General features: G+C 48.7%; 21 protein-coding genes. 5 read left to right on the top strand and 16 right to left on the bottom strand.

Annotation, left to right across the window (positions count from 1 at the left end):
* Positions 1–237: 237 nt before the first annotated feature.
* From LQ567_RS13470 to LQ567_RS13410, 13 genes are all read right to left on the bottom strand, one after another.
* The gene (locus tag LQ567_RS13470) at positions 238–768 is read right to left on the bottom strand and encodes a hypothetical protein (RefSeq protein ID WP_231005037.1); all 531 of its coding nucleotides are present in this window, start codon (positions 766–768) and stop codon (positions 238–240) included.
* Positions 769–1,092: 324 nt separating this feature from the next.
* Positions 1,093–2,388 (bottom strand): phenylacetate--CoA ligase family protein, encoded by a 1,296-nt coding sequence (locus tag LQ567_RS13465; RefSeq protein ID WP_231005036.1) that lies wholly within the window; start codon positions 2,386–2,388, stop codon positions 1,093–1,095.
* 251 nt (positions 2,389–2,639) lie between these two features.
* Positions 2,640–3,980 carry a phosphatidylinositol-specific phospholipase C gene (locus LQ567_RS13460; protein WP_231005035.1) on the bottom strand — a complete coding sequence of 447 codons (1,341 nt, stop codon included), beginning with the start codon at positions 3,978–3,980 and terminating at the stop codon, positions 2,640–2,642.
* A 636-nt stretch (positions 3,981–4,616) separates the two neighbouring features.
* Positions 4,617–6,356, bottom strand: coding sequence for a tetratricopeptide repeat protein (locus tag LQ567_RS13455; RefSeq protein ID WP_231005034.1), 1,740 nt, complete (start codon positions 6,354–6,356; stop codon positions 4,617–4,619).
* A gap of 111 nt (positions 6,357–6,467) precedes the next feature.
* Positions 6,468–6,842 (bottom strand): holo-ACP synthase, encoded by a 375-nt coding sequence (gene acpS, locus LQ567_RS13450; RefSeq protein WP_231005033.1) that lies wholly within the window; start codon positions 6,840–6,842, stop codon positions 6,468–6,470.
* Positions 6,843–6,955: 113 nt separating this feature from the next.
* The gene (gene yidD / locus LQ567_RS13445; protein WP_231005032.1) at positions 6,956–7,186 is read right to left on the bottom strand and encodes a membrane protein insertion efficiency factor YidD; all 231 of its coding nucleotides are present in this window, start codon (positions 7,184–7,186) and stop codon (positions 6,956–6,958) included.
* Positions 7,170–7,571 (bottom strand): ribonuclease P protein component, encoded by a 402-nt coding sequence (gene rnpA / locus LQ567_RS13440; RefSeq protein ID WP_231005031.1) that lies wholly within the window; start codon positions 7,569–7,571, stop codon positions 7,170–7,172. Before rnpA ends, yidD begins: the two co-directional genes overlap by 17 nt.
* Before the next feature lie 453 nt (positions 7,572–8,024).
* Positions 8,025–10,286, bottom strand: coding sequence for a glycoside hydrolase family 95 protein (locus tag LQ567_RS13435; protein ID WP_231005030.1), 2,262 nt, complete (start codon positions 10,284–10,286; stop codon positions 8,025–8,027).
* 126 nt (positions 10,287–10,412) lie between these two features.
* Positions 10,413–10,568, bottom strand: coding sequence for a 50S ribosomal protein L34 (rpmH, locus tag LQ567_RS13430; protein WP_026309617.1), 156 nt, complete (start codon positions 10,566–10,568; stop codon positions 10,413–10,415).
* Between the two features lie 143 nt (positions 10,569–10,711).
* Positions 10,712–11,575: a sugar phosphate isomerase/epimerase family protein gene (locus LQ567_RS13425; protein WP_231007321.1), complete on the bottom strand. Its 864-nt coding sequence runs from the start codon at positions 11,573–11,575 to the stop codon at positions 10,712–10,714.
* A gap of 108 nt (positions 11,576–11,683) precedes the next feature.
* Complete coding sequence (gene murI / locus LQ567_RS13420) at positions 11,684–12,574, bottom strand: glutamate racemase (RefSeq protein WP_231005029.1); 891 nt, start codon at positions 12,572–12,574, stop codon at positions 11,684–11,686.
* Entirely contained in the window at positions 12,571–13,881 is a 1,311-nt protein-coding gene (gene murA / locus LQ567_RS13415; RefSeq protein ID WP_231005028.1) for a UDP-N-acetylglucosamine 1-carboxyvinyltransferase, read from the bottom strand. Before murA ends, murI begins: the two co-directional genes overlap by 4 nt.
* A gap of 59 nt (positions 13,882–13,940) precedes the next feature.
* Positions 13,941–15,164, bottom strand: a complete 1,224-nt coding sequence (locus LQ567_RS13410) for a hypothetical protein (protein WP_231005027.1) — start codon at positions 15,162–15,164, stop codon at positions 13,941–13,943.
* 105 nt (positions 15,165–15,269) lie between these two features.
* Between LQ567_RS13410 and LQ567_RS13405 the strand changes: the two genes are divergently transcribed.
* A complete protein-coding gene (locus tag LQ567_RS13405) occupies positions 15,270–16,322 on the top strand; it encodes a right-handed parallel beta-helix repeat-containing protein (RefSeq protein WP_231005026.1) in 1,053 nt (350 codons plus the stop codon).
* Positions 16,323–16,380: 58 nt separating this feature from the next.
* The gene (locus LQ567_RS13400; protein WP_231005025.1) at positions 16,381–17,046 is read left to right on the top strand and encodes a hypothetical protein; all 666 of its coding nucleotides are present in this window, start codon (positions 16,381–16,383) and stop codon (positions 17,044–17,046) included.
* Between the two features lie 30 nt (positions 17,047–17,076).
* Here LQ567_RS13400 and LQ567_RS13395 read toward each other — a convergent pair whose 3' ends face one another.
* The 3 genes from LQ567_RS13395 to LQ567_RS13385 form a co-directional block, all read right to left on the bottom strand.
* On the bottom strand, positions 17,077–18,132 hold the full coding sequence (locus LQ567_RS13395) for a PDDEXK nuclease domain-containing protein (RefSeq protein ID WP_231005024.1): 1,056 nt from the start codon (positions 18,130–18,132) through the stop codon (positions 17,077–17,079).
* Positions 18,133–18,328: 196 nt separating this feature from the next.
* On the bottom strand, positions 18,329–18,868 hold the full coding sequence (locus LQ567_RS13390; protein WP_231005023.1) for a DUF420 domain-containing protein: 540 nt from the start codon (positions 18,866–18,868) through the stop codon (positions 18,329–18,331).
* The gene (locus LQ567_RS13385; RefSeq protein WP_231005022.1) at positions 18,840–19,664 is read right to left on the bottom strand and encodes an SCO family protein; all 825 of its coding nucleotides are present in this window, start codon (positions 19,662–19,664) and stop codon (positions 18,840–18,842) included. Before LQ567_RS13385 ends, LQ567_RS13390 begins: the two co-directional genes overlap by 29 nt.
* 340 nt (positions 19,665–20,004) lie before the next feature.
* Here LQ567_RS13385 and LQ567_RS13380 point away from each other — a divergent pair, with 340 nt between their 5' ends.
* From LQ567_RS13380 to LQ567_RS13370, 3 genes are all read left to right on the top strand, one after another.
* Positions 20,005–21,252: a PQQ-dependent sugar dehydrogenase gene (locus LQ567_RS13380; protein ID WP_231005021.1), complete on the top strand. Its 1,248-nt coding sequence runs from the start codon at positions 20,005–20,007 to the stop codon at positions 21,250–21,252.
* Between the two features lie 115 nt (positions 21,253–21,367).
* Positions 21,368–23,023, top strand: coding sequence for a M28 family metallopeptidase (locus LQ567_RS13375; protein WP_231005020.1), 1,656 nt, complete (start codon positions 21,368–21,370; stop codon positions 23,021–23,023).
* A 272-nt stretch (positions 23,024–23,295) separates the two neighbouring features.
* Positions 23,296–25,665 (top strand): S9 family peptidase, encoded by a 2,370-nt coding sequence (locus tag LQ567_RS13370; RefSeq protein WP_231005019.1) that lies wholly within the window; start codon positions 23,296–23,298, stop codon positions 25,663–25,665.
* Positions 25,666–25,748: the final 83 nt, after the last annotated feature.

Genomic DNA, 25,748 nt, shown 5'->3' with positions numbered 1-25,748 from the left:
TATTAGGGGATGGGGCTTCAGTGGTTACAGGCAAAAGGAAATTTCCGGTGTTTTCATTGCCGGCTACAGCCTGCAAAAACCGGCATTTCTTTCACCGGCATTGCTATAAATGAGGGCATATGGCCGGCGGAGCGGCTGCGGAACGCAAAAAAGGAAGGGGATGGCCAATGGCGGTTTGTATGCCGCTGGCCGTCCCCATGATAAAAAAGATACCGATCTGGTGCTTGGCTGTGCCTGTTATTCATTGTCGTTGCTCAGGCTGTAAGCGTTATTTTCTTCGTCTTCTTCGCCATTCTCTTCGTCTTCGTCATCCAGTTCTTCGCCGGGAACATCCAGGTCTTCTCCGGAGTTTTCTGCGGTTTCGTTTAACGGATCGCCTTCATCGTCTTTATTGTCGGGGCGGGCTCGGCGCAGGTTCCGGTCGTCCTCAGATCCGGTTTGTTCAAGCGCCTCAATGGCTTCTTCCGGCATTTCATCCTCCTGTAGGTTGGCATTGGATGCTTCCGATGCGGGCGCTTCGGATGGTTCTTCCCCGGGCACATTGCCCCGTTCAGGACGTTCGTTGTCGGTGTCAAAAATACCCACCCCCTCTTCATCATCGGAGGCGATGGTGGTATCCGCCATTTCACGCAGGTTGGGCGGATGAATATTTTCCTGGCCGGGAATATCTTTTACTTCGGGCAGGTCCAGTGTGCCTTCGTCCGGCTGCAGTTTTTCCTGATCTTTTTCTGTGTCCCGCAGATCCTGTTCGTTTTTGTTGGTATCCATAATGTTTTTTTTAATACCGGAACAAATACGATGCCTGTTCCCGTTCTGATGGATAACCCGGGGTTTTTGAGATTAAGAACCGTTTGCCAAAGGTCTTTACCACGTGTATAGTGCCGGCGATATTCAATGCCGGCAGGAGGTTGCCGATTTTTTTTCAGGAAAGGGGGAATTAATCCTACAGTTAAAGCGGGAAGGAAAGGGCGGGCGTTAAAGTTGTCGCATTGGTTTGAAAGCTGCGATGGGGTTGCCCCTGAGCATAGCGTGCTTTTGGGCTATGACAGCCCATTGGGATTTTTCTGAAAGCGATCTCAAAAAGGAGTGGGGTTACACTCTTTTGTCAATAAACTTTACGGGCTTGCGGGCGCCTTCGGGAAACTGTAATTGCTGCATTTCTTCTCTTGTAAGATATTTTATATGCGGCATTACGCGCAAACGGGCCTGCAGGTAGGTTTTGATCTTGCCATCCGTTTCTTCGGAGGTATTGGCCGGCAGGATATACAGGAGCACTTCATCGGTGCCGATCTCATTGCTGTAAACCTCCGCTACATATTCCTTGATGGCGTCTATCTTATGAATGATCTCAAACAGTGCGGGGGCAAACAGCGTTGTGCCTTTGAATTTGATCATTTGTTTTTTGCGGCCGATAACGGGCGAAAGCCGGGTGGTATGCCGGCCGCAGGCGCAGGGGGCATAAAAGGCGCGGCAGAGGTCGCCGGTTTTATACCGCAACAGCGGCATGCCTTCTACCCCCAGTGTGGTAATAGTTACCTCGCCGATTTCTCCGGGCGCAACGGGAATTCCGTTATCGTCGATGAGCTCCAGGATTACCAGCTCCGGGTTCTGATGCCCGCCTTTACCCGCGGTACACTCTGTAAAGGCGGTTTGCATTTCGGTGGAAGCGTAGGTAGAGTAGAGTTGTATGTTCCAGTTTTCGGTGATCCGGCTGCCGAGGATGTTGAGGCTCAGGTCTTCTTTCCGCAGGTTTTCGCCGATGCAAATGGCCTTTTTTACAGAAGAGCGGTTCAGATCAATGCCGTTTTCCTTTGCATACTGGATCAGTTTTACAATAAAAGAGGGCACGGCTACGATGGCATTGGGTTTCAGCCGCTCAATCACTTCCCATTGCAGGGAAGGTACACCGGGCCCCACACGCACCTGTCCGGCTCCCAGCTTGCGGATGCCCAGGTAATAGGCAATGCCTGCCATGAACTGCCGGTCGAGGGTCAGCATCAGCTGGTAAATGTCAGAAGCGCTGCCATCGGCACAGGCAAAGGAACTGTATTCGTTATAGGCCAGGCGTTGCAGGTCATTCTCTGTTAGTGCTATTGTTACCGGGCTCCCTACCGTACCCGAAGTGGCCATATATTCTACGATCTGGTGCTGGGGCACCGAGATGAATTCTTTATTGTAACGCTGCAGGTGTTCCTTTTCTGTTGGTGGTATGCGAACCAGGTCCTCAATATGCCGGATGCTATCCGGATCGATCTGGTGTTCCTGGAACAGGCGTTTATAAAATGGTGAGTGCAGGTTTAGGTACTGCACCAGGTTCGCCAGCTTTTTTTCCTGGTAGGCTTTTATTTGCTCTGCCGGTTGAAAGGATAGGGATGGTAATTCGTTCATTGGGTCAAAAGTAGGATTTAAATGGTTTCCTGCGGATGGGTGCCGCCATTTTCCAGGCATAAGGTCTTCACAACCATTTGGCGGATATGCAAGAGGGGAGAACAACCGCGGCGGGATCAGTGATTATTCCCGGTTTGGGGGATAACACGGATATCACAGATAAAAGTATTGTGCGGCGAGCGGCTTTTTTGCAAATCTGCGCGGTCCGAGCTGCTACAGGATTTTAGCGGTTGCCTCCCATTGCCTGTTCCTTACTGCCAGCTGATCGGGGGCTGCAGTTCATAATTGCCTTTTGTTGCTTCCGAAACCGGGTTGATCGTTCCAAAAAGTCCGTAGGCATTTTGTGTGGATGGGTTGAGGATATGGCGTAGCACCGGCCGGGAGCTCCCGGCTATATTATAGCATATATACAACTCCGGTCTTCCTGAAAAGGAAAGCAGCCTTCCGTTTAACAGAGGAACGCCTGTTTGAGCAGGAACGGGCGTAAAATTGAAGTTAGGAATGGACTGCCAGTCCCAATCCTTTTTAAAAAGGTTTGCGGCAATAGCGGGGCTGGGGATATGATGCAGTTTCCCGTCGAAATTGAGATATTCGGCTCCGTTGGAACGGTTCCGCAGTCTTGGGAACACCATGGGATTTTGATAATTGCAATGGATGAGCTGGGTTATTAAATAAGGTTTCAACTCCGGAAAGTCCATGGGAATAATACCAAAACGGTTGGGCGGGTTGCTGCTTAAATAGTTATTGAATAATGGCACCACAGTTTCAGCTAAATCCATGGGTGTAGATGTAAAAGGCAGGATGCCGCCGGATCTCCCCGTAGCACTCGTAAAATTGATATAGCAGGTATCCTGCTCTGTAACTGCCGCCGCTTTATTAAGAGCGGGTTCTACCCAGCCGGTAAATTTTTCCGAACGGTTAGAACCTCCAGACCACCGGAAGTACCTGTCCTGAACATAATATTTGATGGATGCATTAGTAAAAGGTGCAGCCTCATCCGCCGGAAAATGGTTATAAATATTCAAGCCGTTATTAGCAAGTATCGGCGTTGCAGGGCGGGGCGGATCGTGGGGCTTTGTGCCGGGAATCATGTTTATTTCTACGGGAAACCGGCGAAACAATACGATTTTGCCTCTTACCTCCTGCAGGGTGGGCATCGATTCTTTTAAATAAAAGGTTGTTTTTGACCGGTTAATAATGGCAGACAGATCACCATAGAATTTTGCATTATCGCCCCATTTTTCTGTCAGGGATTCGTTTTTGATGGACATCAGGATCGTTTCTGACGGGTTTTGCGATAAAAACTTTTTACAGGTTCCGATAATGTCGGTCTCAAAGCTCAGTCCCAAAAAACTGTCGATCCCGTGAGCAACCCATAACACGCCATCGTCATCGAAACCGAAGGTTAACCGGATGTCAATAAACCGGATCCCGGCATTGAGTTGTTGTTCCAGGGTCATTCCCTGGCATTTTGCCGATTCCAGGTCTGAAGGATAGGTGCCACTATCGTGGGTTCCGGGAATGGTAAGTTCGAAAAGCTTTTTGTTTCCGTCTACGTAATGCATCCATTTTTGATGAGAGGGCTGTTGCATATGCTATGGTTTTAATTGGTTGCGGGTTTAAAGGCGTAAGGCGGCAGGTCGAAAAAGAGGCTGTAATGTTCTGTTTGCGGGCAGGCCAATCTTTTTTGAAGAATGTTCGAACGGACTGTATACCTTATACGCTTGTTTTTTAAAGGTGCCGGATTTAAACCAGCCGTCCAAAGATCAGGCAGGACGAAAACCGGACCCGGGGCGGACAAAGGACGGACAGATGTATTGGGTTAAGGGATGGGGGGGACACGTGCCGGCATACTGCTTATGCCCTCACGAGCCGGATAAGGCAAATAAAAAAAGCAGGTATTTAATACCTGCCTGAAGCATGATTTTTGATTGCGACCCCCTGACCAGTCTGAATTAAAGTGCACGGATTCTTCGATCAAAGTAGATCCACGCGGCCACTAAAAGAAGGATGGCCACTATGAGGATTAGAAGGGTGATATTAAACGATCGATTTGGTTTCATGTTGTTTGGTAAAGATGCCTGGAAAACCCGGGCGCTCCAAGTTTAGAGGCGGACAAAAAAAGGACAACTCCGAACTCTATATAAATTATTGATATGTATGTAGTTGCGTATGTATTAAATTTAATTTTTATACGGAACGGCATCCTGCGACGGTGCCCCGGGGCTTCAGGCCAGGGTGCCTATATAGTCTTCCAGGGACTGCTCTGCAGCCAGGGTTAGGCCGGTACGTAAACGGCGTTTGCTGCGGGCTACGCTGTCTTTGCTGATGCCCAGGGTATTGGCGATCTGATAGTTGGTGAGCTGTAAAAAAACAAGCGCAGCCAGCCGCTCCATGGCTGGGGTAAGGTTATCAATATTCCGGCGCAGATTGTTGAAGAACGCGGGATAAACCTTGGTAAACGCTTTCCGGAACTGCTCCCATCCTTCTTCGGTGAGCAGCGGGTAATTGAGCAACTGTTCTGATATTTCAGATCCGGCGGGTCGCGTGTTGGCCAGTTGTTGCTCTAAATTCCGGATCAATTCGTTTTTTTCAATAAGGTTATTGGTGAAAACGGATATCTTTTCCCTGGCTTCCTGGATATCCCTTTTTGCAGCATCATGCTTTAGTGCCATAACGCGCATTTGATACTGGTCTTTTACCCGCTTCCGGTTGTACAATAACAGTGCAATGACAGTAAGCAGTACGATGCCCGCCAGAACGGCGTTTCGAATGCTTTTTTCCTTATTAGCCAGCGATTGAGTCAACACCAGCGAATACCTGAGGTTGTCAAAAGCGATCTGGGCGTTGACTACGGACAGCTCTCTTTTTTTAATCCGTTCCCTTGTAATTTCCTTAAAACTATCGGAACGTTCGTGGTAATAAAAGGCACTGTCCGCCTGTCCGGTTTGCCGGCAAATGGCACTCAAAAGGTCGGCTGAAGTGGTCAGTTCTGCATAAATATGCTGGCGGTTTGCGATCTGCCAGGCCTGCCTTGCTGCAAGCAGGGCCTGATCATATCTTTTTTGCTGGAAATAAAAGGAGGCAAAGGCATTTTGGGCCATCGCAATATTGAGTGAATCGGGGTAAGCCAGGCTGTTTTGCAGGTATTCGGTCAGTAGCGGCAGCGCCTCCGAAAAACGTAGCTCTTTTGTATAGGTTTGCCCGATGTTTCCCAGGGCGATTCCCCGCCAAAGCGAGGCTACCTTTTGATCTGGTTCCTGATTTAATGCCTGGAGTATCCGGTTATAATACTTCCTCACACTATCGAACTGGTTGAGCTTTTTATAAGCGGCTCCCAGGATATCGCATTGAAAAATAAAAACCCTGGGGTCACGGTGCGCGGTATCCAGTTCCCATTTCTTAAGACACTGACGGCCGTATGCAATGGCCTGTATGTAATCGCCCTGACCATATAACACATAACTCACTCCAAAAAAACGGTTCTGAACATATGGAAAGTGCTCAAACCCGATCCTGCGCTGGATTTCAATGGCCTTTAAGTTATACAAAAGATGCGTTTCCGGTGCGGGAGGAATGTCTGCCCGGATGCTGTAGAGTTCGGCATTGAGCTGGTCGTCCCGCAAGGGGTAGGCTTTTTTTATGGCCTCATCAATGGTCGTATAATATCGGTTTTCTATCTGGTATTCCCTGCCCGCCATGATCTCAAACATCATCAGCCGGACCTCTAATCGCCGGTTTGGGTTATGCTGCAGATACTGGCGGAGCTTTGCAATATGATCCAGGTACTTTTTCCGGTAGATGATTTCGCTTTTATGGATACGGAGGGAGTCAAAAAATACCTGTGCCCGGTAGCTTTGCGACCGGTTTGAAACCTTCCATGCTTCCAGATAAGGAATAATATCAGTATCCTGGGCAGCCGAGGGCGGACATATTGCAATCAGGCAGAGACAAAATAGAAGTTTCACCACCACAAACTTAATGTAAAAATAGGTGATTATTAACGCAAAAGGAGGGAAAACGCCCGGAATGATGCGGTGGAACCGGCCGTTTGGCCGGGTTGCTCAGGCAGGGGCAGGTTACGCTTCGATGATGACTACAGCAGCGGCAATATTTTTCAGGTGGCTGAGCGATACGCTTACTTTTTTCAGATCCAGGTGTTGCAGGGTGTGCGCAGTTTGACCGTTCAATTGCAGTACCGGCTTCCCGTTTTCATCGCCCAAAATGGCAACTTCATTAAATGCGGTACCCGTAACCCAACCGGTTCCCAGGGCTTTAAACAACGCTTCCTTGGCCGCAAAGCGGGCGGCGTAATGTTCATATTTGTGCGCCTTGGGCTCACAATAGGCAATCTCTTCTGCAGAGAAAACCAGTTCGCGGAAGCCCTGTTCCTTTTGGATCTTTTCTGCTACGCGTTCGGTTTCGATGACGTCAAGTCCCAGTCCGGTGATCATTGCTTTTGTTTAAGGTTTAATGTTTCAGGTTTAAGACTTTTTATGCTCGATGTATCCCATAATCTTCAGGGTTGTTTTAGGTTGGAACATGAAACCTGAAACGGCCCCTAGCGCTAGGGCACGGGATCATACCCGCTTCCTCCCCAGGGATGGCAGCGGGAAATGCGTTTTATAGAAAGCCAGAATCCTTTAAAGGGGCCATATTTTTTAAAGGCCTCTAACGAATAATGACTGCAGGTGGGAGTGTACCGGCATTTGGGTCCCATCCAGGGGGAAATAACCAACTGGTAGAACCGTATCAGTAAGATAAACGGCAGACTTGTTATTTTAAGGAGCCATTTCATTGATCCGGTTGGCTAATTTTTGTAACAGATGGCCGGTTTGTTTATAAACCGTTTCATAATCCGGGAGTTCTTTCCCGGTAAACAATAAAAACAACGAAACCCGGCTTTGGGTTTGCAGCGCCGTTTGTTTTAGTGCGGCCTGCTGCAACCGGTATGCTTCCCGCAACAGGCGTTTGATACGGTTGCGATCCACGGCTTTTTTAAAATACCGGCTGCTGACCCCTACGCCACACTTTATTTCCGGCAACGTCGCCGGTTCGGCGAGGTACAATAGTTTTATACAACCGGTGTGAAAACGCTTTCCTTCGCTAAAAACCTCCTGTAATTTTTTACGGCTTTTTAGTCGGGCGCTTTTTGAAAACGGGTATGTTTTTGCTTGTTGCAATGGATAAAATGCAAAAATAAGAGGAACTGCATTGTTTCAGTGCCTGCCGGTCGTTTATATATCAATACCGTTTCCTTAGGCGATTTTTATAATATCCGGGTTCAATGCTGAAAAATTTTTTGTTTGCAACTTAATTAAGGCCGCAGATTAGGCGCCGCTTTTAACCAGCGCATCTGAAGCTCCTGCTTAAACAATACTTTCCCATTTTTCAATCCATTCAGGACCGCAGATTCAGATTGCGCCTTCAGTGCTTTTCTGCGCTTTTTTTTGGGCACACTTAAAGCCGGTGAAGGAAACGGCATTCATTTATATACAAACCAGCGTTCCTTACCCCATAAAGTGACCGGCTTTAATAGCCGATAGAAGTGCTGAAGTCAAAGGGTGCGACGCAAGTAAAGCAGATAACAGTACCAGGCGATCACTCAATAATCATATTCCGCAACCGGGCATGGGTTAATTTGCACTGCCAAGCACTACCATTCCGCCGGGTTTGCCCTGCAGTTCTACAAAGCCGTTACGGGTTTGCTTTAATTGCATGTTTTGCTGTGAAAGGATCCTGCATTTGGAAAAGGGAAGTTTGAATAACGCCCGCCCGCCTTTTTCTGCTACTATTTTGATGCTGCTTATGGCTCCCTTTTCCATTTGACCACTTACGAGAAAAGCGCCTTCGGTACGGAGGTTGGTAAAACGGATGTTTTTCCAACCGGAAGGAACGGCCGGGAAAACCTCCGCATAGCCCTGCCTGCTTTGCAGCAATAACTCCTGCACGCCCTGTGCAAAGGCGAAGTTGCCTTCGAGGGTAAATGGCCGGTACGTGAAGCCGGAATACTGTCCGCCTTTCTGATCTCCGTTCAGGTGGAAGCTGTTGGATGAACAAAAATTGGCGGCAAAAATCTGCAGTTGCCGCAGCGCACTGTCGGCCTGGTAGGCCCGGGCATACAGCGAGGCCATCCAGCTGAATGAATACCCGCACCAGGCGCGGGTGCCTTTTGCCTCAATATGCCTGAGTGATTTTTCGAGGATGTTTTTATCTTCCGGACGATTTACATCCAGTAATGCTAACGGATAAATGGCCATATAGGGAGAAAAATGGCGATGCGAGGATTCCATATTTTGTCCGGGTGCAACGGTTAAACCGGTTTCGTTCACGTTATATGCGGGAAGTTCAGCAAGTGTTTGCTTCCATCGTGCCGCCTCCGCGGGCTGCTTCATGGCCGCTGCCGTTTCCGCAGCTGCGGTGAAGAGGAATTTCGCCAGTGCCAGGTCATAATTGGTCCAGTCGAGGAACCAGGCGGTAATGGCGTTATCGTTATATTCCGGACTGGAGCTGAGCGGAAGCTTTCGTACGCCGTGCTGCAACCGGGTGATCTGTTCCAGGTAAACGGCTGCATCATGAATATACGGGTACGCACGGGTTTTCAGAAACACATCATCCATTGAATACTTCCACTGCCAGTAAAAGTGCTGGGCGCACCAGGCACCCACCGTAGGCGATAAGGAATACTGGATCCAGCCGCCCATAGGATCGCCGTTCAACGTAACCACCCCGGGAACATTTAAACCGGCCACTTCAAAGTACTGACGGGTATATTGCAGGTTTTTTTGCCGTATTTTCCAAAGCCAGTCGGTAAATGTGGCCGCCTCCTGCAGGTGGTTTCCCGTGTAAGCGGGCCAGTAGCTGAGCTGTGTATTCAGATCATTGTGAAAATCGCCCTTCCATGGCGGCAAACTGCCGTTATCGGCGGTCCAAACGGCTTGTAAGGTTATTGCCGGGGCACCCTTACGGCTTACAGCACCCAGCTTATACAACTCCAGGTAATACTGTTTTTCAATAGCGGCGTCCGGCAGCTGCACGGCAGATTGGCTCCAGAAGCGGGTCCACCATTGCCGGTGACTTTGCCCGTTTATTGTTGGATTGGATGCCGGCAATACGGCCGCCTCATCATTGGAAATGGTCCATGCACCGGTGAGCCGGTTCCCGGTTTTTGTCCAGCGTACCAGCACTTCAAAATAATGATGCTGATAGGTGGGCTGATGATAGCGGATGCTGTTATTGACAGCGGTTACGGTGCCTTTGGCGTACCCCAGTTTTTCCAGGCCTTCGCCGGAATGGCTGTTGTCATTTTCTGCGGCCGACCTCCCGGAGTTATAATTGTGAATTTCCAGTTCCGGTATCAGCAGATGCGTAACAGTTGCCGGTAGATTTTCAAATTCAAAATACCCTGCTTGCTGAGTGGCATGTACATAAGATCGGAATAGGGCGCCGGACCGAAAGACAACGGTATTCATCGCAGTGGCGATATCCAGTTTGTTAGACACAACTGCCCCCAAATCCTTCAGGTTGAATTGCAATGCTGCGGCAGGCAGTTTGGTGGGGTAAGGCGTATGATCATATGGCCAGTCGCCCAATTGCTGTACGGGTTTATAGTCCTTTTTTAATACCTGCTGCTCTACCCAGCGGAAACTGAATTTTGAAAGATCCAGGGCTTTCCGCTCATCCCAGAGGTCGGCACGGTCCAGCGACAACCGCAGCCGGTCGTTTTTTTGCCACACCAATGTGCCCAGCATGCCATTGCCCAGTGGCATGGCCTCATCCCAGCGGGGCGCCAGGTGATCAAACTCCAGATTATGTTTAGCCCTGGGCTGAGCCGTTACAAAAAAGGTAAAAAGTGTGCAAAAAGCAATCGCGGGCAAGCGGTACAGAAAATTCAGCATTCCCGAACTTACAACTATTTTTAAGGATCCGGGAGCGGAAGGCGAGGCAAACGTTTGCGCAATAGTGATGACAAAAAAAATAGCCCCGTTTCCGGAGCTACCATCTTTTGCAAGCGGTTGGATCGCTTACTTCAATTTCCTTTCGTCGGAAACTGTTAATTTCTTACGTCCTTTTGCACGGCGGCTGGCCAGTACTTTACGGCCGTTAGCAGTTTGCATACGTTTACGAAAACCATGAACGGTTTTACGACGACGACGATGGGGTTGAAATGTACGTTTCATAATATCTTTAAATTTTCACTATTTTTTGAATGCGCATGGGAGAACATGCTGGTTTTCAAGTTTCAACCACAGGACACCACTCCCGTTGGTTTGTGAAAGGACGGCAAAGGTAGGGAAAAACCTGGAAAATGGCGCTACCGGGCTTAAATGTATTTTTTTGTTGCCAGGTGGTCATGGCTGAACTTCAGGCTTTCAAACATATCGCCCTTACTGGTGTCCTGTTCTACAAACCATTTCTTCAGGCCGGCCGTTTTTCTTGCGGCAAAGATCCGGTCAAAATCAATGGTGCCATGGCCCACTTCGGTAATGGCCCCTGTTCCGGCTTCCATATCCTTTACATGCCAAAGCGGGAACCGGCCCGGGTATTTGTTAAAATACGCCACGGGATCTTGCCCCGCCTTGCTGATCCAGTAAAGATCCAGCTCCATATTTACCAGTTTGGGGTTGGTATTGGTTATTAAATGGTCGTATACCAGTGTATTATTATATTTTTCGAATTCAAAATCGTGGTTATGGTAAGCAAATCCCATCCCGGCAGCGGCGGCTTTTTCACCAGATTTGTTGAGCAGGTCCGGAAGCGCCGCATAAATCTCAGGGGTTCTTTCTTCGGGGAATAAATAGGCGCAGGCCATATACCGGGCCCCGATGGCATGCAGGTCTTCTACCGCTTGTTCCCAGCCGTTTTTTAAGGTTCCTTTCGATTTTACCTGGAATCCGGTAAGGTGATGGGAGCTGACCACTTTTACACCGGTATTTTTTAAAATGGAGCTGAATTCGGCCCGGGTTTTACCAAAGAAGCTTCCGTCATAGCCATAAATTTCCAGTTCATTATAGCCGATCCCGACCAGCTTTTCCAACGTGCCTTCCAGGTTCTTTGCCACGGCTTCTCTTACCGAGAACAATTGCATGGCCATGTATTTTTTCTTTACGCTGCCTGCAAACAGGTTTGTTGTATATAAACCCGCTGTACCTGCGGCAATTGTTTTGAGAAAGGCACTTCTGTTCATCACATTCCGTTTTTTGATAAAAAATAGTACGATTGATTCCTGAAGTTAGCAGAAATCGGCTGAATTCCAATCACCCTGAACACCGGGGTTGTACTGCGGCCGTTGATTTTATAAAACGATATGGGTGCTGCTGACCGGCGCCCCGAAAAAAAGGGTGCCATGATTGTCAAAATCTTCGGTAGCGTCCGTGGTAAAGAATTGTTGCCGGCCGTTCTTGCTGCAGCGCTGTTCCATTTCCGGGTGCCGGCGCAGGTAGTCGGCCAGGCTATTGGCCACGAGTTCGCCCTGGGAGACCAGTTTTACGTCAATCGGCAAATGCTCCTGTATCTTATCTTTTAGTAGCGGGTAATGGGTGCAGGCCAGCAATACCGCATCCACTTTAGGGCCTTTGTGAAACAGTGCATGCAGGTTCTTTTTTATAAAGAAATCAGCGCCGGGCGTATCGATCTCATTGTTCTCCACAATGGGTACCCACATGGGACAGGCTTCCTGGTATACCCGCGCTTCGGGGAAAAACTTATGGATCTCGATGGGATAAGAGCCGGAATTGACGGTACCCTTTGTTGCCAGGATGCCGATTTCGCCGTTTTCAGAGTATTCGCCGATGACCTCGGTTGTTGGGCGGATCACGCCCAGTACCCGTTTATCCGGAGCAATCCGGGGCAGGTCATTTTGCTGGATGCTGCGCAGTGCCTTGGCAGAAGCCGTATTACAGGCAAGGATCACCAGGCTGCAGCCCTGCTCAAAAAACCATTGTACACATTGCAGGGTATATTCATATACCGTTTCAAAAGAGCGGTTACCATAGGGTGCACGGCCATTGTCGCCCAGATACAGGTAATCATATTGGGGCAGCACCTTTACCAGTTCCTTCAGCACGGTTAATCCGCCATAACCGGAATCAAAAACCCCGATAGGCGCTGCATCATTTCTGACGCCTGATGGCTGATACCTGGTATCTGATGTCTGATGGCTGATATCTGATAGTTGATGGCTCATTTCTGCACTCTTCTGATATCTGCTCCCAGGGCCTGCAGCCGCGTATCGATCTGCTGGTATCCCCGGTCGATCTGCTCAATATTCTGAATGATGCTTTTTCCTTCGGCGCTCAGTGCTGCAATTAACAGTGCCACGCCGGCGCGGATATCCGGGCTGCTCATCGTAATGCCCCGCAGTTTCCGTTCACGGCCCAGGCCAATTACCACAGCGCGATGCGGATCACAGAGAATGATCTGGGCGCCCATATCGATGAGTTTATCTACAAAAAAGAGACGGCTTTCAAACATCTTCTGATGAATGAGTACACTGCCATGTGCCTGTATGGCGGTTACCAGTACAATGCTCAGAAGGTCTGGCGTAAAGCCCGGCCAGGGATGGTCGTAGATGGTTAACACTCCACCGTCGAAATATTTTTGTATGGTATAGCTTTCCTGGGACGGAATGTGAATATCGTCTCCTTTGATTTCAAGCTGGATGCCCAGTTGTTCAAACCGGTTGGGGATCACTCCAAGGTCCGGAACGCTTACATTTTTGATCAGGATATCGCTTTGGGTCATGGCCGCCAGGCCAATAAAAGAGCCCACTTCAATCATGTCCGGAAGGATTGTATGCTCGGTGCCCTCCAGATAGTTTACCCCTTCAACCGTAAGCAGGTTGCTGCCGATACCGCTGATCTTTGCCCCCATCCGGTTCAGCATTTTACAAAGCTGCTGCAGGTAGGGTTCGCAGGCGGCATTATAAATAGTAGTAGTACCGGTAGCCATGGTGGCCGCCATCACTACATTCGCCGTACCGGTTACGGAAGGCTCATCCAGCAACATATAAGTACCCTTCAGCTCTTTGGCAGAAAGGTGAAAAAAACCGTCTTCTTCATTATGATTGATGTTGATGCCAAATTTTTCAAAGCCAATCACGTGCGTGTCCAGCCTGCGGCGCCCGATCTGGTCACCACCGGGCTTTGGAATAAATGCCTTTTTATAACGCGCCAGCATGGCACCCGCCAGCATTACGGAGCCACGCAGTTTGCCGCTTTTTTTACAGAAGGCTTCACTGTGCAGGTAATCGATGTTTACATCCTTTGCCCGGAAGATACAGGTGCTGCGGTCAACCCGGTTCACTTCCACATTCATTTCCGCCAGCAGCTCAATCAGCAGGTTTACATCCAGGATATCCGGGATGTTCCTGATCGTTACCTCTTCAGGAGTCAGCAATACCGCACAAATGATCTGCAACGCCTCATTTTTTGCACCCTGCGGGTGGATCTCTCCTTTTAAACGATTACCGCCCCGGACTTCAAATACGTTCATTATGGTTGAATATTAATTTTATGGGGCGAAGATAGCCTAATACCCTTGTTCTTTTTAATCTATTCCGCTGCTTTTAATTGAAAATTGCGGATGAAACCGGTGCCGGAAAAATTTACCTGGATGCCCACGATCCGGCCGATATCTTTTTCAAACCGGCCGGTATAGGCGGCCCTGCCGTTTACCATTATTTGGATCTGCTGATTCCGGACGTTGCATTGTAGTTGTGCCGGTTTTATAAAATCAACGCCAAGCGCTGAAAGGTCATTGGTGCTTCCTTCAACAGCTTTTTCACCCAGCATCATATTCAATTCGCCGGCACAGCCCGGTTTGCCAAGCGGAATCAACAAATAGCCATCTGTACCCAATACCAGGATATTAGTATGGAGGCAGGGGGAATTGGTTCCCTTGTAGGTATTTTGAAGCTCCATGCTTAAAAGAAAATTATTGCTATGGGTATCAAAATTCCGGTTTACGTTCGCCAGCATCAATACGGGCGCTGCCTTGCCCTGTTCTAAATTCAGATCGTCCAGGTCCTGCTGACCGATGCCGGTTTGCCCTGGAATATGCTGCAGCCGGTCCGTTACGTAAACGGGTGCCGGTTCATGCCGGAGGGCACCCATCCATCCGTCAGACTCGATGATCAGGTCATGTTCTTTTACAATGGAATCATTTAAAACCAATTTAGCCTTGTAAACGCCGGGCATATAATACGTGCTGGTATAAGTATGCCGGTTCTTATCTACGCTGAACCGCCTTTTAGGGTCCCAGCTTTGCTGGATGAAAACACTGTCGGCATTTGATTGCCGGGCGTCATATTCAAAAACCACGGTGTTGGGTACGCCCCTGGTAACCGGTCTGCTGGAAAAACGGACCGCATGGTAAGTGAGCTTTTTGGAAGTTTTTGTTACCAGGGCAAAACCGATCAGTATGGCTCCGGCAGCAACCAGCAGCAGCCATATAACCAACTTGCCGGTACGCCGTGTTTTCTGTTGTGGCACAGGTTCTTTTGGGGAGACCTGTGCCGCTGTAAAAGTTCTCCAGTTGGCATAGCCGATAAACCGGGCCAGGGCATCCAGTGTACTGAGGTTGGGTTTACTGTTATACTGCACTTTGCCCCAGATGCGTTTAAGCGTACTCGCACTTAACACCACTCCGGTCGACTCAAAGATCCGGTCACCCAGGTTTTCAAAGTCCTGGTGTTGCCACCCTGATGGATCGCCCCAGGCCAGTTTTTTTTCGACCGCTTCCCGGCATTTTAGCAAATAATCCGTGTTTTCATCCATAATCAACGCTGTGATGCGATTTGAACAAACTTGAACAGGCCATGAATTTACAATTTCTGGCAGTGCGTACAAATTTGTGCCATCATTTTTCACCAAATCATAAAAATGCAAAATCGCTTAAAATTGTTTTCAGCAGCAATGATGGTCATTGTCTGTAGTGGTGCCGGTGCCCAAACTATTTTTGTAGATCCGGTAAAAGGCAATGATCGTTCCGGGGGCACATCGGTGGCGCCATTTGCCAGTTTGGAAAAGGCCGCCCTGGCAGCAGCAGCACTTCCGGGTAATGACGCCATTACCATTAAACTGGCGCCTGGTTTGTACCTGCTTAAAAATAAGATAACGGTTACCACAGGAAAAGCATACAGGTTCAGTGCCCGTTTTACAATAGAAGCTGCTGTAATGCCCGATGACACCGCATGGACACCGGCGAAAATGCCCGTGATCCAATCGGTTTCCGGCAACAATAATGATCCTAACCGGAAATTTCCACACTGCGTAGGCCTGCTCATCGCCGCCAATAATGTCGTAATACAGGGACTGAAGTTTACCGGCAATGCCCACCCGGGTGTGGATTATTATTACCCGGTAAAAAAAGAAGATACGCTTTACAGCGGTTTAAAGGTTGCACAATGCTATTTTGTAGGGGATAAAAATGCAGCGCCCATACAGGGTGCGCTTTGGGCACATGGACCAGGTACAGAAGTGGAGCATTGTATCTTTTACGGTTGTAAAAATGCCTTGCTGCTTTTCCGGGGAATAAAGGATTTTTCGCTGACGCACTCTATTATTTACGGGGCTTATGAGGCGGCTGTATGGTTCGGGCCTTTTAATAACACATTTATTTTCCGGGATAATATTATCTCTGATTGTAATTTTTTCTGGCTGAGCCCTGAAGGCACGGATCCTCAATATATTTTCAGCAACTCTATTATTGCAAACAATAAGCACTATGCAGGAATGTATCTGAACGCCGGTGGACTGGCTGCCGTTGATAAAACCAGTTTTAAAGAAAGCCATATCCGGAAGACGGCATCCCTGGTATTCAACGAAGTGGGTTTGGACGGAGTACAGACGGGATATCTGCATCTTTCACCAACATCGGACGGTTATGAGATTCCTGCGGGTATTTTTCGCCACCGGCGTGCAGAAAAGAAGTGAAAAGCCGGAGATGAACATCGCTCCTGATACCAACTTAAATTTTAATCAATAAACGAATATGATGCTGAAAACATTTTTATTGCTCCTGCTTGCTTTCTTTACAATGTGTTGTGTGGGACAGTCTGTAAGGGAAGTAAGACCTGACCTGGAAAAATTGGTTGCCGGAAAAAAGCTGACCGTTTTTAACCGGGATATAACGCTGCAGAAGGATCTGAAAAATAACAAAAGCCTTTATCTGAATGCCAAAGATAACTATGGAGTAGCCTGGCTGACAGGCTATCAGTTGACCAATGGTGTGCTGGAGTTTGATGTAAAGGGAAGGGATGTATTGCAGCAAAGCTTTGTTGGCATAGCGTTTCATGGCGTAAATGACAGCACAATGGAAGTGGTCTATTTCCGGCCGTTTAATTTCAGAGCGGCAGATACGATCCGGAGAAGCCATGCTGTTCAGTATATTTCACTGCCGGAACATGACTGGAAAATACTGCGGACCGATTATCCCAATCAATATGAGCAGGGGCTGCGGCAGCCTCCTCAACCCGATGAATGGTTTCATGTGCGGGTGGTCATTGATAACGCTGATGTAAAGGTATTTGTAAACAACCGGCCGGAACCCGACCTGGTTGTAACCCGGTTGAGTAACAGGGCGGGAGGCCGGATTGGTTTTTGGACCGGGCACCAGTCGGATGGCAGTTTTGCCAATCTGAAAATGATCCTGAAATAAAACCAGGGAGCTAAACGGTACGGGCACCAACTATTCCAGCAACCGGTTATTTTCGATACGTTCGCGGGCTTTTATAAGAATATGATGTATCTTTTTTTCTAATTCCTTTTTAGGGGGTAGCTCGGTCCAGTATTCTGCCACCATAATACCGTCTTTGTGCATTTCCAGTAATTCGATCTGCTCGCGGCTGCTTTCCGTGCACAAAATCAGGCCAACCGGTGGAAACTCTCCCTCCTGCTTTTCATATTTACCCAGCCACCGAAGGTAAAGTTCCATCTGGCCTTTATGTTTCGCTTCAAATTTTCCAAGCTTGAGTTCTATGGCTACCAATCGTTTTAAAACCCGGTGATAAAACAGGAGGTCCAGGTAAAAATCTTCTCCGTCAATCACCATTCTTTTCCTGCGATCGACAAAAGCAAAACCGTTTCCCAATTCCAGTATAAAGGTTTCCAGTTCTTTTAGAATAGCGGCTTCTAAATCTTTTTCCAGATAGGTATTTTGAAGACCCAAAAAATCCAGGAAATAAGGGTCTTTGAAATTATTTTGAAGCGCCGGATGATTGCTTGTATTCTGCAAATTAGCAATGGTTGTACGTTCATATTCCTTGATTGCTATTTGATGCCTCAATGCTCTTACACTCAGCATATTGTCGGATGCAGTACGGGCGTAATACAGTTGCGCGTCCCGGTTTTTAAGCGGCAATAATACCAGGATATGCGACCAGCTCAATTGTCGTGACGCTGTCACGACAATTTCCTCAGAAGGAAATTGCTCTGCAAACTGCAGCATTCTGCGCAGGTTTTTTTCTTCAAAGTTCCGGCCGTAACGGGTTTTTAATTGTGCGGCTAATGCAGGCACGATCTGTTTACCATAGCCTGCCCGCCTGTTTTCGAGAATGTCTTCATTAATGCGCTTGCCAATATGCCAAAAAAGCATGGTAAGGGCACTGTTTGCCTGCTGCACAAATTGATGCTGACTTTGATCTATAAGCTGCGAGAGATCAGTAAATAAAGTCTGTTCCGGAGATAAGCACTTTTCCGGAGGCGTGCTTTTTACCTTGCGTTGGTTAACGGTTGTCTTATTCATAGGTTGTATATAAAAAGCCATTAAGCAGCAAATACTGTTAAGAAATGCTATTACTATAAAGATACTATTATATAAAAAGCATAAAAAATATTTTTCATATAACAGGCGCTGCCGGCTGCAGGAATTTTTCCATGTAACGAATGGTTCCCGGCACGTCCGGCACCGGGCCGGTTGTATAAAGCTTTAAACAGGATGCCTAGTAGTAAGGACTGATCAATATATAAATGATGGGACCGGTTATGGCTACATAGAACCAGATGGGCCAGGTAATACGGGCTATTTTCCGGTGCCGGGGATATTCGCCGATAAGCCCCCTGTACGCCGTAAATAAAATAAACGGCAGGATGATGCCCGCAAGCGGGATATGGGTGCCAAGAATGAAGTAGTAAATGAATCGAATGGTGCCGGTGCCACCAAATTTGGTGTCGCCCGCTAACAGGTGATGGGCAATATAACTGACCAGGAACAGAATGGAAAGCACCATGGCTACCAGCATCAGCCGTTTATGCAGCAGGTATTTACCGCTTTTGGCCGCAAACAGCGCTACTACCAGCAGCACGGCTACAATAGAGTTGATGACGGCATTGATTTGAGCAAAAATATGTACATCAAAACCCGGCTGAACGTTCAATTGAACACGCCCCAGGGCAACCACAACAGCAAATACAATAACGGAAAAAGTATAAATAAGAAGGTTGGCCTTCTTATCATTTTTGGTCCACGACGGGGTCAACATTTTTTTTCTTTTTAAACACGATCAGGAATAAGCCTACCACTATAGCGGCCACCAGGAACACGATGGCCAGGAGATTGAATTGCCCGGAGAGCGCACTCTTTTCATTGGGGTTTTTCTCAAGCGTCAGCAATACGATATCGCGGGAGATTTTTGCCAGGGAGGCACTATCGAGTCCGTGATAAAACCCCCGGATCACCCGGCTGCTATCGATCAGCACAAAATGATCCGTATGGATAAAGCTGGTATCAATCCCCTTTCCATCCACCAACCCGATGCGCATATCTTTCAGCGCCAGATCGTAGATGGTCTTTTTATCACCCGTCAGCAGGTCCCATTGCTGGGGGTTGATCTGGAACCGGTCCGCCCAGGCTTTCAACTGGTGTACCGAGTCCCGCTCGGGATCAATACTGAAAGAGATAAACTGTACGTCGTTATTGGTGCGGTCGCCTACCCGCTCCGAATTGGTAATGGAGCCTTGCAGCCGCTTCATGTTAAGTGTAAGCGGCGGACAGATGGTGGGACAATGCGTAAAAAAGAAATCGGCAATGATGATCTTACCCCGGTATTTATCCAGGGTAACGGTTTCACCCAGCTGGTTGATGAGCTTAAAATCATTGATGCGATGCCATACCGTATCCGAAACCTTTTTACCATCCTTCAGTGAAGAATTAATAGAGTCTGGAAAATAACGCTGCGGCAATACCACGGCCTGGTCGCTGTAATGCTTGATAATAAAATAGCAGGTGAGCGGTAAAATGATCGCAATGAGGAGACCGTATATTGCCTTTTTGTTCAAAACAAAACTAATTAATGATTTCGAGCCGCAAAAGTCGTAAAAAGCTTTTAAAGGCACCGTTTTTTTATGAAATATATTTCTATATGAAAAACGCTTTTGCGGCTATTTTGTTAACAGTACAGCCGTATATTAATAAAAAAAGGTGGATTCAGCATCCTGTTTTAATACCGCAGATACGCAGGTGGGCGACGCGTTCCCCGGGCGTTTTTATCCGCAGCAATCAACGGAATCTGCGTATTTGCAGCAACATCATCGGATGTGTTTGCCCCGATTTTGTGATCAAAACCGCTTCATTTCATTGGATTTGTGCTATTTTTAAACTCTCTAAAAAGATTCAACAATGTATTTTAATGCTAAACCACTGTTGACAGGTGCGCTGGCCGCCTCCCTGCTCATTGCCTGTAATGCGGATTCGTCACACGATGTGAAACCTGGTGGAGATACGGATTCTTCCGCCGCCGCTGTAGAAACTAAAAAGCCTAACAGCGATTACAAACCGGCATTTGAAGGGCAAACCCGCATAAAAGGCGTACATACCCAAACGCCGCTGGATGTAAAAATGCTTTCGGACGGACTGGTAAATCCCTGGGGGATCACTGCCTTGCCCGACGGCCGCTTGCTGATCACGGAGAAAAACGGTACCCTGCGTATAGCCACTGCCAGCGGCCAACTGAGTGCACCCATCACGGGTTTGCCCAAGGTGAACAGTGAAGGACAGGGCGGATTGCTGGATGTAGCTATTGATCCGGATTTTGCGTCAAACCGCACCCTTTATTTTACTTTTTCCCAGGATGTTCCCCCGGGAACCTTAACCGCTGTAGGCAAGGGAAAATTAGCGGCAGATGAAAAAACCATTGAAGGAGCAACCGTTATTTACCAGGCGCTGCCGGCCTTTCCGAGTAAGCTCCATTATGGTGGCCGGTTGGTATGGGATAAGGCGGGAAATCTTTTTGTAAGCACCGGCGAGCGCTCCGATACGGTATCCCGTCCGCAGGCACAGCATTTAAATTCTGCATTGGGTAAGATATTGCGGATCACCAAAGACGGTAAGCCGGCTGCTGGTAATCCAACATTTAATGCCGGTGATGCCTGTCCGGAGATCTGGTCTTACGGCCATCGCAATGTACAGGGACTGGCCATACACCCGGTTACCGGTGACCTTTGGGAGGATGAGTTCGGACCAAAAGGTGGCGACGAGGTAAACCGTATTGAACCCGGAAAGAACTATGGCTGGCCCACGATCACTTATGGATTGGAATACAGTGGTAAAAAAGTAGGAGCAGGTATTACGCAGCAAGCGGGCCTGGAACAGCCGGTTTATTACTGGGACCCGGTAGTGTCGCCCAGCGGAGCCATTTTTTACAGCGGAGACCTCATACCGGAATGGAAAAATAATTTATTTATCGGGGCATTGAGTGGTATGCATATTGTACGGCTGGTGATCGAAAACAATAAAGTGGTGGGTGAGGAGCGGTTGCTGGCCGATCAGCAGCAGCGGTTCCGCGATGTGGTACAGGGTGCAGACGGGGCCTTATACGCCATTACAGACGGAGAGAAAGGACGGTTGTTCCGCATCGGCAAGAAGTAGCTTTCAGCCCTGAGACCTGAACATTCGGATTTGCGAGCGTACTTGGGCTTATGCATTTCAAATCTCAGGTCTCAAATCTCGTTTCCCAAATCTCGACGCTCAAAATAAATAGTCAATGAATCAACTGTTTACTGTTGTATCGATCGCACTTGTTTTTACAGCCTGTAATAACCCGGGACAATCCGATGCAGGTAAAGCGGGTGACCCGGCATTCAATACAGATAACCTGGTAACGCATATTAAGATACTGTCTTCTGATTCTTTCCAGGGACGTAAACCGTTTACCGAAGGAGAAACAAAAACGATTGCGTACCTGCAGGAACAGTTCCGGTCACTGGGTACGGAGCCCGGTAATGGTGATAGCTATCTGCAGGAAGTACCGATGATCGATATCCTGTCGCAGCCGGATACCCTGATGCAGGTGCATACGCCAAAAGAAGCAATGCAATTGAAAGGATATGATGAGTATGTGTTATCAACACCCAAAACGGAAGCCATTGTAAACCTCGAGCATGTGCCGGTGGTATTTGCCGGCTATGGAGTGGTGGCGCCCGAGTATAACTGGAACGATTATGAAGGGCTGGATGTAAAAGGAAAAATCGTAATGGTGTTGGTAAATGATCCTGGTTTTAATAACGGGGATACAACATTGTTTAAAGGCAAAACCATGACCTATTACGGCCGCTGGACCTATAAATTTGAAGAAGCGGCGCGCCAGGGAGCCCGCGGCTGCCTGGTAATTCACAGTACGGCAGCGGCCAGCTACCCGTTCAGTGTGGTACAAAACAGCTGGAACGAATCGGAGCTGCGGCTGGACAATAAAAATGAAAAATTACTGGACGCGCAAGGCTGGATCGCTATGGATGCCGCAAAAAAGCTGATCGTTGCCGGCGGGCAGGATACGGCGATCATTGCTAAAGCAGACATTCCCGGGTTTAAAGCGGTTCCGCTGAATGAGACAATTTCCACCCGTATTAAAACAAAGGTTACGTACAGCAAGTCGCATAACGTGATCGCAAAGATCATCGGAAGCAAATATCCTGATGAATATGTATTGTATACCGCACACTGGGACCACCTGGGCATTGGCAAACCGGATGCAAGGGGGGATTCTATCTACAACGGGGCACTCGATAATGCCAGTGGTACGGCTGCCTTACTGGAATTTGCAAGGGTATGGAAAAGTCAGCCAACACCGCCTGAACGCACGGTCGTTTTCCTGGCAGTAACTGCGGAAGAGCAGGGCTTGTTAGGGTCGGCCTACTATGCACAGCATCCGGTTTACCCGCTTGCTAAAACGGTAGGTGTGCTCAATGTGGATGAGGTCAATAATTACGGCCGCACAAAAGATATCATGGTGGTCGGGCAAGGGCAATCGGAGATGGAAGATCTTTTAAAGGAAGAAGCGGGGAAGCAAGGCCGTTATATCTCTTATGACGCTACGCCGGAAGCGGGGCATTATTTCCGGTCGGACCATTTCAGTTTTGCCAAGGCAGGTGTGCCGGCGCTGGCACAGGGTTTTGGGATCGATGTGGCAGGCAAGGACAAAGAATACGGCAAAAAAATGCAGGAGGCGTTTAATGCGCAACACTATCACAGTCCCTCAGACGAATACCAAACCAGCTGGGATCTGAGTGGCGCGGTGGAAGACCTGCAACTGCTGTTTATGGTGGGCAAACGTCTGGCCTATGGGCATACCTGGCCCGGATGGAAGGCCGGATCCGAGTTTAAAGCCGAGCGGGATAAGACCGCTGCGGTGCGTACAAAATAGCCGGAACGGAATGCCGGTCTCGTTTAAGAAAATAGTGATCCATAAAACGCTTCTTTCCGTATCACAGGACCTTTCACCGAAGGCGCGCATAAACTCCGGCCGGCAATCCTTATTGCATGGCTTTCATTATGATTGACCGGAACAGGAAAATGTTGCGCACTCAAGGCAGCCGAAAGCACCTGTCCCCTTATTTTTGTATAGAAGATGTAAGGGGTTTCACGGTGGGGCGATATGTTCCGGGAAACCGTTAAATAAATTTTCTGCTTTAGAATATGAAGAGTCTATTGACAAAAACCATTGCAGTGACTGCAATGATGGCCGCTGTAACCGCATCCGCACAAAATAACCCGGGTGTATTAACCGTAGCCCAGATCATGCGTGATCCGAAATGGATGGGTAGTTCTCCGTCTGGAGTGGCCTGGGGCGGTAATGGCAGTATATTGTTTTTCAACTGGAATCCGGACCGGGAGCCGGCGGATTCATTGTACCGTATTTCACCTGCAGACAAAACGCCCCGGAAAGTGCAGGCCGGCACGCAACAGACCGTAATTTATGAAGCGGAGCTCCGGTATAACCGCAGCCGGTCTGCAGCGGTTTGGGCAAAGGAAGGTGACATTTTTTACAGGGCGCCCGGCGGTAAGGTAACAAGGATTACACAAACTCTGGAAGGTGAGTACAACCCGGTGTTTAGCTTTAACGATACCCGGGTGGTATACAGCCGTGGTCAGAATCTTTATTCCTGGGAAATCGCTACCGGCGCTTCCCAGCAACTGACCAACTTTACAAACGATGCGCCCGCAGATAAGAACAAAAAAGGAAACACAGAAGAAGAGTGGTTAAAGAAAGAGCAATTGGCCACCATGGATGTGTTGCGGGAGCGGAGCAACAAGCGATCGGCTACGGAGCGTTATCAGAAAGCAGCAGCCCCGGAGCAACTGCGGCCGGTTTATCTGGGTGGCAATATGCTTACCGGAGCTGCAATCAGTCCGGATGGCCGGTTTATCACTTACCAGCTGTACACGGCAGGAAATGGCAAAAGAACCATCGTGCCCGATTATGTAACGGAAAGCGGTTATACCACCGATATCTCCGGCCGCACAAAAGTGGGCAGCCCCCAGGGCAGCGCCCGGTTCTTTGTGTATGACCGGGTAAGGGATACCGCTTATAAAATCAATGCCGAACAGATCCCCGGCATCCGCGATGTACCGGCATTTGTAAAAGATTATCCGGGGCAGTGGGAAAAGCTGAAAAAAGATTCCGCGCTCCGCAATGTGAATATATGGGGAGTGGTTTGGGCGCCCAACGGCCGGTATGCATTGCTGGATGTATATGCCGATGACAATAAAGACCGGTGGCTGATGCTGATGGATACGGCCACCCGGAACCTGAGGCTGGTAGACCGGCAGCACGATGATGCCTGGATCGGCGGGCCCGGCATTGACCCGCGTTCCATCGGTTGGATCGACAATGAAACGGCCTGGTTTCAAAGTGAAGCCACCGGGTATGCACATCTCTATCTTTATTCCCTGGCATCCGCTGCCAAACGGGCGCTGACGAAAGGAAATTACGAGGTGCAGGAAGCGCAGCTTTCCAACGATAAAAGATCGTTTTATATCACTACCAATGCGGTACATCCGGGCGAAAAGCATTTTTATAAGCTCAGCATTAATACCGGTAAGGCCGTGCAGTTAACCACACTGGCAGGGGCAAACGAAGTAAGCCTGTCGCCCGATGAAAAGTACCTGGCCATCCGGAATTCATTTATCAACAGCCCCTGGGAGCTTTATCTCCAGGAAAACCGTGCCGGGGCAAAACCCGTACAGATCACCACAAAGGCACAAAGTGCCGAATACCGCCAGATCAAATGGCGCACGCCGGATGTGATTTCGTTTGCGGCCCGGGATGGAGCGCCGGTATATGCGCGCGTGTACAAACCAGAAAATGCCCGGCCGGGAATGCCGGCGGTGTTCTTTGTGCATGGTGCGGGCTACCTCCAAAACGCACATAAATGGTGGAGCTCTTATTTCCGGGAATATATGTTCAACAATCTGCTGGCAGACAACGGGTATTATGTAATGGATATTGATTACCGCGGAAGTGCGGGCTATGGCCGCGACTGGCGTACCGGTATCTACCGGCATATGGGCGGAAAGGACCTCACCGATCATGTAGATGCCGTAAAATATTTAACCGATACCTATAAAATTGACCCGGCAAAAGTGGGCATCTATGGCGGATCTTATGGCGGGTTTATGACGCTGATGGCCTTATTCACAACACCCGATGTATTTGCGAGCGGTGCTGCCCTGCGGCCGGTTACCGATTGGGCCAACTACAACCACGGGTATACCTCCAATATCCTGAATGAACCGTTTACAGACAGTATTGCCTATCATAAAAGCTCACCCGTCTATTTTGCAAACGGGCTGAAAGGTAACCTGCTGATCTGCCACGGTATGGTGGATGTAAACGTACATTACCAGGATGCAGTGAAGCTGGCGCAACGCCTGATGGAACTAAAAAAAGACAACTGGGAGCTGGCGTCTTATCCAATGGAAGACCATGGGTTTGTAGAACCGGTTAGCTGGACGGATGAGTATAAACGGATCTTCAAGCTCTTTGAGCAAACACTGAAAAAATAACGCAATAAAAACCGGGCGTTTGTGTTTGTAATGGCTGGCAACGTACCGGCAACCGGTGGCGTATTGCTGGTACCTGCCACTCC

Origin of the sequence: Niabella pedocola (assembly GCF_021044425.1) — a bacterium.
Classification (GTDB): domain Bacteria; phylum Bacteroidota; class Bacteroidia; order Chitinophagales; family Chitinophagaceae; genus Niabella; species Niabella pedocola.
This window is presented reverse-complemented; position numbering and strand designations above follow the sequence as displayed.

Bases quoted from the DNA above. Each gene is read 5' to 3' on its own strand.
- LQ567_RS13470 (WP_231005037.1), bottom strand. From the start codon at position 768: ATGGATACCAACAAAAACGAACAGGATCTGCGGGACACAGAAAAAGAT.
- LQ567_RS13465 (WP_231005036.1), bottom strand. From the start codon at position 2,388: ATGAACGAATTACCATCCCTATCCTTTCAACCGGCAGAGCAAATAAAA.
- LQ567_RS13460 (WP_231005035.1), bottom strand. From the start codon at position 3,980: ATGCAACAGCCCTCTCATCAAAAATGGATGCATTACGTAGACGGAAAC.
- acpS (WP_231005033.1), bottom strand. From the start codon at position 6,842: ATGATCACCGGACTGGGACTTGACGTCATCGAAACCGAACGCGTAGCA.
- yidD (WP_231005032.1), bottom strand. From the start codon at position 7,186: ATGAAATGGCTCCTTAAAATAACAAGTCTGCCGTTTATCTTACTGATA.
- LQ567_RS13435 (WP_231005030.1), bottom strand. From the start codon at position 10,286: ATGCTGAATTTTCTGTACCGCTTGCCCGCGATTGCTTTTTGCACACTT.
- rpmH (WP_026309617.1), bottom strand. From the start codon at position 10,568: ATGAAACGTACATTTCAACCCCATCGTCGTCGTCGTAAAACCGTTCAT.
- LQ567_RS13425 (WP_231007321.1), bottom strand. From the start codon at position 11,575: ATGAACAGAAGTGCCTTTCTCAAAACAATTGCCGCAGGTACAGCGGGT.
- murI (WP_231005029.1), bottom strand. From the start codon at position 12,574: ATGAGCCATCAACTATCAGATATCAGCCATCAGACATCAGATACCAGG.
- murA (WP_231005028.1), bottom strand. From the start codon at position 13,881: ATGAACGTATTTGAAGTCCGGGGCGGTAATCGTTTAAAAGGAGAGATC.
- LQ567_RS13410 (WP_231005027.1), bottom strand. From the start codon at position 15,164: ATGGATGAAAACACGGATTATTTGCTAAAATGCCGGGAAGCGGTCGAA.
- LQ567_RS13405 (WP_231005026.1), top strand. From the start codon at position 15,270: ATGCAAAATCGCTTAAAATTGTTTTCAGCAGCAATGATGGTCATTGTC.
- LQ567_RS13400 (WP_231005025.1), top strand. From the start codon at position 16,381: ATGATGCTGAAAACATTTTTATTGCTCCTGCTTGCTTTCTTTACAATG.
- LQ567_RS13395 (WP_231005024.1), bottom strand. From the start codon at position 18,132: ATGAATAAGACAACCGTTAACCAACGCAAGGTAAAAAGCACGCCTCCG.
- LQ567_RS13390 (WP_231005023.1), bottom strand. From the start codon at position 18,868: ATGTTGACCCCGTCGTGGACCAAAAATGATAAGAAGGCCAACCTTCTT.
- LQ567_RS13380 (WP_231005021.1), top strand. From the start codon at position 20,005: ATGTATTTTAATGCTAAACCACTGTTGACAGGTGCGCTGGCCGCCTCC.
- LQ567_RS13375 (WP_231005020.1), top strand. From the start codon at position 21,368: ATGAATCAACTGTTTACTGTTGTATCGATCGCACTTGTTTTTACAGCC.
- LQ567_RS13370 (WP_231005019.1), top strand. From the start codon at position 23,296: ATGAAGAGTCTATTGACAAAAACCATTGCAGTGACTGCAATGATGGCC.